We start from the raw sequence: 8,530 nt of genomic DNA on the forward strand, positions 1-8,530 counted from the left end.
TGAATAAAGTTTGATTAAATTAACCTAATAAACCTTGATAAAAGAACAAATAGAAAAAGCGTGCTTTGAAAAAAGATTGATCAAAACACGCTTTTTCTATATTCAATTGAATCATCCTTTTATAAAAAAGTTTGATGATTTTTGTGATCCTTGCTCAATTAAAGCGCCCGTTTGTTGAATAAAGAATCTAATCGTACAGTGGATATCTATATATTTTTTACTCCGATTATTAAAAAAAAGTGATAATGTAAGCTGTTATTACAACATATTGCCACTTTCAACTTAGTTGTCATTAGAATGTTGTTCTACAAAATCAAGGATTTTAGCATTAACTTCGTTAGAGAACTCACCATTGATTGCGTGAGATGCATTTTTCCAGTTAACGATATCGATATCTTTAACATATTTTTTCCCAGTTTCAACTGCTTTTGCTGAATCGTGCATTGTACTTTTTCCAGCCATTAATGCAAGAACTGGAACATTGATATTCTTTAAATCCTCTTTAGTAAATAGATCAGGCGCTGGGGTTTTAAGTTTATAATTACGCATACCCGACTCGATTAATTTAGCAATAGGCTCATCGTCATTTGCTTTTGCTCCTCCAGAAACATAGCTTAACATCTTTTCTCTTATAAACTTAGGTACAACAGGTACGGAAGCTGGAATAGATGCAAGAATCATCTTTATGGGCATTTGTGCAAATACAAAGACTGGGTCCAATAAACTAGCAAAAGCAATATGCTCTGGATTATATCTGGCCAAATTCATTGTTGTCCAACCACCAACTGAGACACCCACGAGATGCACTTTTTCTAAACCTAATCTTTCAATCGCTTCATTTAACCATTCTGCTTGTTGCTTTTGGTTTTCAATCACCTTCATTTGCACACTCATACCAGGTTCACCAAGTAAATCTATCGTGTAAACTGGTCTTTCCTCCCTTAGCCCTTCTAAATTCGGTACCCACATTGGAGTAGATGCACCACGGCCAGGGAGTAAGAGTATTGGATCTTTATGTTTGTTTTCCTCTTTAGTAAAGTAATAAGCACGAACTGTGCCATGTTTCGTTTTTATATCTTTCGTTTCGTTAGGCTTTGGAAGAAGTGCCATTGATTCATCGTAAGCAATTTGAAAGTCTTCCTTCCCTTCTTTGGATGTAAAGTGACCAATCTTGTTATCATCTCTCTTCATTTTAACTCCTCCTCTTTTGACAAAAATATTGATGAGCTCTATCAATATAATCATCACAATAATCCATTAAAAATTTATCTTCTTCAGGCCAAAACGCACTTTGGTTTAACGATTTAGAAAATGCTTCATGTATTTCTTGATTGTCATCAGTTGCATATCGAATAAGGGGGGTACTAGAGTCTAGCCTAGCGTTAGTCCCAAGATGGTCAGAATGAGCGCAGCGGCCATCAAGATCCAGCCAGGATGAAGGCGGCGCATTACCCAAAGAGAGATGATAGTACCATACAAATAAGAACTGCCAGCAAGTAGGCCCGTCACGAGCCTTTGTAGCGGTGCAGATACCCCCGCCCATCCGCCACGAAAACCGCCTCAATCGGCTTGATTATCAGCCGTTTCATCAGAATGCCGTGAACCACCGCCGTGCTGCCGCCTATGACTCCGGCCGTAGTCAAGGTAATACTATTCCAGTCCATATCCATACACCTCCAGAAAATTTTAATACGATTTCGTAGTATACTCATCGAAGTGCGAATCAAGTTTGATGATACTTAAAAGATACAATTCCTTGTACAAGAATTACGCCCGATTGTTGAAAATTGTCCCGGAACACCAACACTGAAAGGATATTCAAGATAAGCACTCGAAGTAGATTATTGCCTAAAATACCTTTTTGGTAGGGACTGTTTGTTTTTAATCCGATGCTGGAACGACAGAGTCGCTATAAATACAGTTACTCCCCACAAGAACAATCCTCCGTACGTTACCACATACACCCAAATGGCTAACCCTTCGGTATATCCTTTTGGAAGCACTCCTAAAAATTGAAGAGCTGTCAAGAGGCTAATTAGAACTGTCAACACCCCAACTGACCATCCTGATATGATTAATAACCATTTTGGTAGTTTTTCCCCCCAGGAAGTCACGAGAGCTAAAGCAAATAAAGATGCCAGTATCGCTAAGATAGCTGTGAAGTCTATTCCGATGGTATATAACGTATATAGAAAAGCAGATCCTTCCTTTAATGTATCACCAAACCCTGCTACATTTTGTACAGCTTGTTTTGTTGTAAGTCCTACCGTTGATCCCCATGCCCAAAGTGATTTTAAAATCGCATACGGCAACAGTGCAAGAGCTGCAACATAGCCCCATCCTTTAGTCAAATAAGTTTTATCAGGTATTTCTGACCTCATATGTTTCTCATGTTTTAAGCTCAAAAGACATTCTCCCTTCTCACTTAAGAAATGAAGCCTAGTAGTTTTAAAAACTACCTAAAAGTACAAAGTTTTAATAATTACCTAAAAGTACAAAGTTTCAAAAGTCTTCAAATAAGTTCCGCCCTTTATATTCTTATTCAATATTAGAGCTTTTTTATTCTTTATATCCTTTAAGTGAATTACATAATAGGCACGTACTGGTTGGACTATATATTTGCACCTCATTTAACAATAATGACCTTTTGTGGAATTAATTACAATTCTAAGATTGTTCATATAAATTCCTTCTTTATTCAAGAATATGGCCCAATAAAAGAAGACGCCTTCTTACTTAAGAATGGCGCCCTTTAATTGGATAAGACATCAGAAATTTTATCCACAATTATTATTAATTACAGTAACTTTTCAGGTTTTTTACATTATTTATTGCTCAAACCTTATTTAATATTACATTGTTGATCCATTACTCCCCNNAAGAACTCTAAACGAATAATGCCAGCCAATAAGAGCCCCTTTGTAACATAGCCATATACAGCATGCATGAACGGAAGTATACAAGCAGTCCAGCCCATAACAAGCATTAACCATCGTGGGATACTTTTCCCCCAAGGATGAACCAGTGAAAGCGCAAGTATTGCAGCTACTAACAACATTGCAGATGCTCCCCAGTTTACTGCTTCCCACATCTCCTCATCTTTCAAAACCCCAGGCATCCATGCCATTCCTCCAAATGCCCAATAAACGTGAATCGGAATATACAAGAGCGACCAGATACATGCGGCATAACCAGCCAATTCCATTTGACTAATCTTCAATTCCTTTCACCCCACCATCATTATATGCAGCAAAATTAAAAGTAGAGGTTTGATTTACTTTCTAATAATTCTTTACTTTACTCTACAATCTGGCCCGATTGTTGAATAAAATGACTTGCATTTTTTTAACAACTTTATTATTTTTTAAACGACTTTATTATAAACTAAACAACTTTTTTATCACTTAACACTAATCTCCTTTAGGAAATATACATATGTAATAACAAGAAGGTATGAGTTTGTAACCCACACCTTCTTATCCATAGAAATATTCAGTATCATATTTTCATAGTACATAGCATTTCAATCCTGATCTATGTCACCTTCGATATATTGACTGAGTTTATCTTTTATCGCTGCACTTTCTGGAGTCACCTCTGCAACTTTTCGTTTGTGAAGTCGTGAACCCCCTCCCATTTCATCTGAAGATAATGTATTTTCATCATCCTGAGAAACAGTAGCGGCCATTTGTTGTTGTAACCATTGCATTGTTAAGTTAGAAGTAGTATTTTTACCGTTGATTTCTGCAGTTCTTTGAATTTCCTGTTCTTGCTGATTATGAGTGACGGTAGATGTATAAACTGGCTCTCTATACTGCGGTGTATGCTTCGCCTTTGGCACTTCTATAGGAGTTTCAGCAATAACTGGTGCTTTATTGTTGAAATCAATAGGCTCTCTATGTGTACCTGCAGCTGATACATTCTCTTTTTGAGTATTCACCACTTCATTAATTTTTACGTGTTCTGTTGTATTGTTAGTAGGAATTGATGCTGTAGTCTCCCCTTTTTCAAGTCTTGGGGCAGATTTTCTTGAGTTATCTTGCACAGGCTGATTAATAGTTAACTCAACTTCATTGTTAGTTTCATCCTCGTGACTATAATAATCGTAAGTATCAGGATTTAAAGTCTTTAACCAACCTTTAATAGCAGTAGGAGCAGGTGCAGGTGTGCTTAATTCTTCAATTACATTTTCTTCACTATCAACATCTGTATCTGTAACATAATCATTATATTTAATTTCTGCGTTCAATGACTCTTCTCGAATTTTCAACCAATAAGCAGCTGCTTCTGCATCAACTTGAATTTTAGCTGCTTTAAACTCAATAGAAGGAACAAAGTTTGCGTTTACTTGTATTCCTCCTTGAGGGGCATTATCTTTTACAATTTTAGCAGCACACTGAAATGCTTTTTGAATCAATATGTCATTTTCAGAAAGAATTGGTACCTCTGTTTTCGAATAAGAGTATGAAGTTCTACGTGTACTTTGTGTTTTCGTTTCAGCTGTGACCATATCAATTTCTTGATCACCTTCACGCGCCTCATAAATAGTTTTTGTACCCATAAGCTTGCTAAACAATTTAGCGTCTTCATTAGTTACATCGCCATATACAAGTTTGTTACGAAATGTACCTAATAGAATATCCATAAATCTCGGACCATGTTCAATTGCTAATTGGCTAATTGTTTGTGCAATAACAATTAAAGGTGCTTTATATTTACGTGATTGAGCAGGAAAACTTTTAAATGCTTTATAAATGTAATCAGCAAACTCATCGACCAAAACTGGATGGTAAGGAGATAAGTTAGGTTTACGGCGGAAAACGGCATTCTGCACGGCGTATAAACATAATTTACCGAATACATCAGATAGGTCAGAAAGTTCCCCTTTTGCTGTATTGATTAAAAGGATGCCCCCAAATTCCAAATGTTTTTCGAAATCAAAATCCGATGGACCACATAATACGCGTCGGAGTAGAGGTTGGGCAGATATATCATTCAATGTGTTTCGTAAACCACGAACGAAGGTTTCTTGTTTATCAATAATCTTTGGCTGCCCATAGTATTTCCCTTCAGTATGATAAACAACTTCCCCTCCCCCACGACCACCTGAAATTTCAGGCACATAATTTAAGCCAAACCATTCATCAACCTGTTTCATTATGCGCCAATGATTTCGTTCATCTCTATCAGGGATAGATTCAATATCATTTGGAAGTCGTTCTTTTAATTTGAGATGCATCTCAAAAACGAGGTTAGCATCATTATACATATCGATTAAATGTTCAAATCTAGCTTCAAAGTTTGAATCGTGGAGTTTTAACAAATAAATATGTTGTTTAAGATGAGAACGCTCAGATTGAACGAAGAACGGATTTCCTGCTCCATTATCAGAGAGCCCCGTTAATACTGAACATAACATCTCAGCAACTTTATCAACTGGCCCACGTACAAAATTTATAGAAGGGGTATCAGGATTCGTTGGATCTAAATAGAAAATAACACTTTCGGGAATCTTGTGTGCTAATACCAATTTATATACTTTTTCGCAGAAGTCATTAGATGGCTCAATAACTGTAAGACCATTTACCTGCGTTCCTTTTACATCCTCTGAATGATAATCTTTTCTTGCATATAAGATTTTAAAGTTATTAATCATTGAAACCATATAATCAAGAATTTGATTAGCAATTGGTAAACCTAGTGCAGCTGATTTACCTGTACCAATGTTACCGATAATCATTATATTAAGTGTTAAAGACTTGCCTTGTATCACTGCCATTTCCCGCGTAGCGCTGTTAGGGCCGAGAAAGATATCAGGTTCTGGCAGTTTTGTAGGATTTTTTTCAGTGAAAAACCTGTGTAATGATGTAGCAAGTTTTCGTTGATGATCATCATTCAAAAAGGAAAGCATCCAACCAGGTATTTTAAACACATATTCCCATTTTCCGAATTCATCTAAAAGCTCTTTTTTATGCTCATAAAAAATCTTAAAGAGCCATAAGAGTACGAGAATAATAATTATTACAGGTATAGCAAATACAAGGTGCATGATATTACTAAAATTTGAAAGTATCGTATCCTCTAATCCTTTGTCATTTAGTGAAACTTCTCCAGCTTTCGAATTTAAGAATGGAATAAATATCTTAGCTAATGGAACACTAAATGCCCATAAGTACTGGGCAACTATACCGATTAACATCATTGAGAAAATAAACCATCTACGTTTTATCTCCTGATAAGTCTTAACCTTAGTTGATAGCTGCCAAGTATAAATTAAAATCCAAAAGCTAAAAAAAGTTTCAATGTAATAATTAGTCTCGAACGGATTACCGAAGATACTTAAGGTAGGTAATGGAGCTCCCATTTGAATTGACCAGAAAGAAGCGGATTTATATATTCCTCTGAAAGCAAAATACCAAGCTAGCAGCAGTAGTAATGTCACAACATAGTAAGATGAGCGAGCTGCTAAACGGTATTTCCAGCTTTTTGTAATATCGATAGTAACTGTATAGGAATTTTTTTTGCTCTTTCCTACTTGTGGACCTTCCCCATTACCTGGTGTTGTATTGAGTTCAGCATTCTTTTGAACTGCATTCTCCAAATTTTTGTTTCACCCTCTCCTTTAACGAATAAAAAGCAGCGGTGAAATTAAGCAATTCAGCAGAAGTAGCCAATAAAATATTCTCTGGTGCTATGGAATTGTGATACAAGTCAGTAAAAATGGCCTGCTGTCCATGCTCTAATTCATCCGCTTCATATATCCCCAAAATCTTAATTGGGTTTAGTGTTCGGTGTTGATTCTGCATGGCCAACAATCCTGATAATTGTTGTAATTTAAAGTGTGTGTTAACCTCCCCTACCTTAAGTATTGTTAATATACAAACTATTTCTAAGTAATCTAAAGATTTTTTTTCTTCAGCAGGTGATTTTTTTCGTAATACAAAAATGTCATCTGTTAGTTCGAGCAGTTTAGAATGCTGAATCCCTTTCGCTTGAATTTCATTTTTATTAGATATCCACTCTGCTGAATAAGAGAAAGAAGAATTTATGTTTAAACGTTCAGTGACTTTTTTAAACAGATGACTTTTGTTTGAACTATTAATTTCACGAGTTTCTTGAAGAATATTATTTACTACAAGTGCCGAACTACCCATATTACATACATAAAGATTTAGGTTGTTCACCACGCTTAAACGTGGGATAGTGCCAAAAGCTTTTTTTAAATTTGTAACACGTGTGGTCCGTTTTTTGTAAGTAGAAATGGTATGGTAGGAATCATCAATAACAGAAAATAAAACGTAATACTGCTTAGATGGATTAGCAGCTGCAATATCGAGATATTTTTTTAATTTATTTTCTAAAAATGGAATGTTTTCCGATCCTGTATCAACTTCAATATTGATAATAGAATTATTGCAAGTAATAATCCAATCCGGGATTATTACTGGGTTTCCCTTTGAGTCAGGATAAAATTCTTTAGATGGACGAAATGAATATACGAGTTGAGGTAGATCTGGTAGGAAGGAAACGGGTTGAAGTTCTGGCTGAAAGACTTCACGGTATTCTTCATCTTCATATAAAAAGTAGACATCTGTTGAATCGGAATACATCAGGTTGGGCAACTGTAAGTTTTGTTTTACAATTTGGCTTAGTGGAAAGAGATAATCTCCATTACCACCTACAATTGCACCGGCATGTTCATTGTTTGATTCTGCTTCAAGTAAATTTAAAACAAATTGCGTGATTGCTATATTGTGTTCATATTGCCTTGTAGTAACAAATGAGGTACTACAATTAGAAATCAATTTTAATCGATATAATACTTCAGCTCCCTTCAAAGAGATAGAAACGAAATCCAGTGTAAAGCCTCGCTTTTTTCTCACACTTATATTTTCCTTTTTTATTAATTTCATTTTTGCCCACTTGGTTAACTTTGATGAAAATGTAGTTCGACTTATAGGCTCTCCACTTATCAATTCATAAAATTTACGTAATTGAATTTGGGATACTGTTCGCTGTTCATATAAAAATAAAACTGTAAAAATATCAGAACGATTAAAATAAACTCCACGATCATTTTCCCCGACGATATATTTAACAGCATGATTAAATGTTCTTTTCAATTTTTAACACTCCCCTGATATGGAAATAAAATACGAAAACTTGCATAAAATCGAATACAATTGTCATGAAATGGACCAAGAATTATTGGATAAATAAACTATTTGAGAACATAAAAATGATTTAAAAATATTTTAACTGAAATTTACAATAAATCAACTCATTATCCAACAAAGACTCTGGATTTAAAAACACGTAATACTTTGTCAGGTGTGTGTTATAAAAATCAAATGTAATAAGGGCTATTTACTATTAGAGTTCGTCATATATCCTTCGACATAAATATAAAGACATGTGACGAAATCAAAAGATAAAAATAGGATTCGTCATATGTATTACGTTATATCTGTTGTAGAGTACCCAAAATACATAAAATACACATTGAATATATTTTTGCATGGATGAAATT

The 8,530-nt window shown here is 35.1% G+C and carries 6 protein-coding genes; all 6 read right to left on the reverse strand.

The features are described from left to right. Positions 1-282: 282 nt before the first annotated feature. The gene (locus tag V7038_RS03930) at positions 283-1,191 is read right to left on the reverse strand and encodes an alpha/beta fold hydrolase (protein ID WP_335469217.1); all 909 of its coding nucleotides are present in this window, start codon (positions 1,189-1,191) and stop codon (positions 283-285) included. A gap of 314 nt (positions 1,192-1,505) precedes the next feature. Beyond that, positions 1,506-1,664 (reverse strand): hypothetical protein, encoded by a 159-nt coding sequence (locus tag V7038_RS03935; RefSeq protein ID WP_335469219.1) that lies wholly within the window; start codon positions 1,662-1,664, stop codon positions 1,506-1,508. A 177-nt stretch (positions 1,665-1,841) separates the two neighbouring features. Further along, positions 1,842-2,405 carry a hypothetical protein gene (locus V7038_RS03940; RefSeq protein ID WP_335469222.1) on the reverse strand — a complete coding sequence of 188 codons (564 nt, stop codon included), beginning with the start codon at positions 2,403-2,405 and terminating at the stop codon, positions 1,842-1,844. Positions 2,406-2,842: 437 nt separating this feature from the next. Further along, a complete protein-coding gene (locus V7038_RS03945; RefSeq protein WP_438825100.1) occupies positions 2,843-3,205 on the reverse strand; it encodes a DUF3995 domain-containing protein in 363 nt (120 codons plus the stop codon). Positions 3,206-3,523: 318 nt separating this feature from the next. Then, positions 3,524-6,601, reverse strand: coding sequence for a type IV secretory system conjugative DNA transfer family protein (locus V7038_RS03950; protein ID WP_335469227.1), 3,078 nt, complete (start codon positions 6,599-6,601; stop codon positions 3,524-3,526). Continuing rightward, on the reverse strand, positions 6,573-8,123 hold the full coding sequence (locus V7038_RS03955) for a hypothetical protein (RefSeq protein ID WP_335469230.1): 1,551 nt from the start codon (positions 8,121-8,123) through the stop codon (positions 6,573-6,575). Before V7038_RS03955 ends, V7038_RS03950 begins: the two co-directional genes overlap by 29 nt. Between the last annotated feature and the right edge of the window lie 407 nt (positions 8,124-8,530).

It is taken from the genome of Bacillus sp. JJ783 (assembly GCF_036963225.1).
In the GTDB taxonomy this organism is placed as follows: Bacteria; Bacillota; Bacilli; order Bacillales; family Bacillaceae_G; genus Bacillus_A; species Bacillus_A cereus_U.

Excerpts from the sequence above, each read along its gene's own strand:
- V7038_RS03930 (WP_335469217.1), bottom strand. The coding sequence starts at position 1,191 with ATGAAGAGAGATGATAACAAGATTGGTCACTTTACATCCAAAGAAGGG.
- V7038_RS03935 (WP_335469219.1), bottom strand. The coding sequence starts at position 1,664 with ATGGACTGGAATAGTATTACCTTGACTACGGCCGGAGTCATAGGCGGC.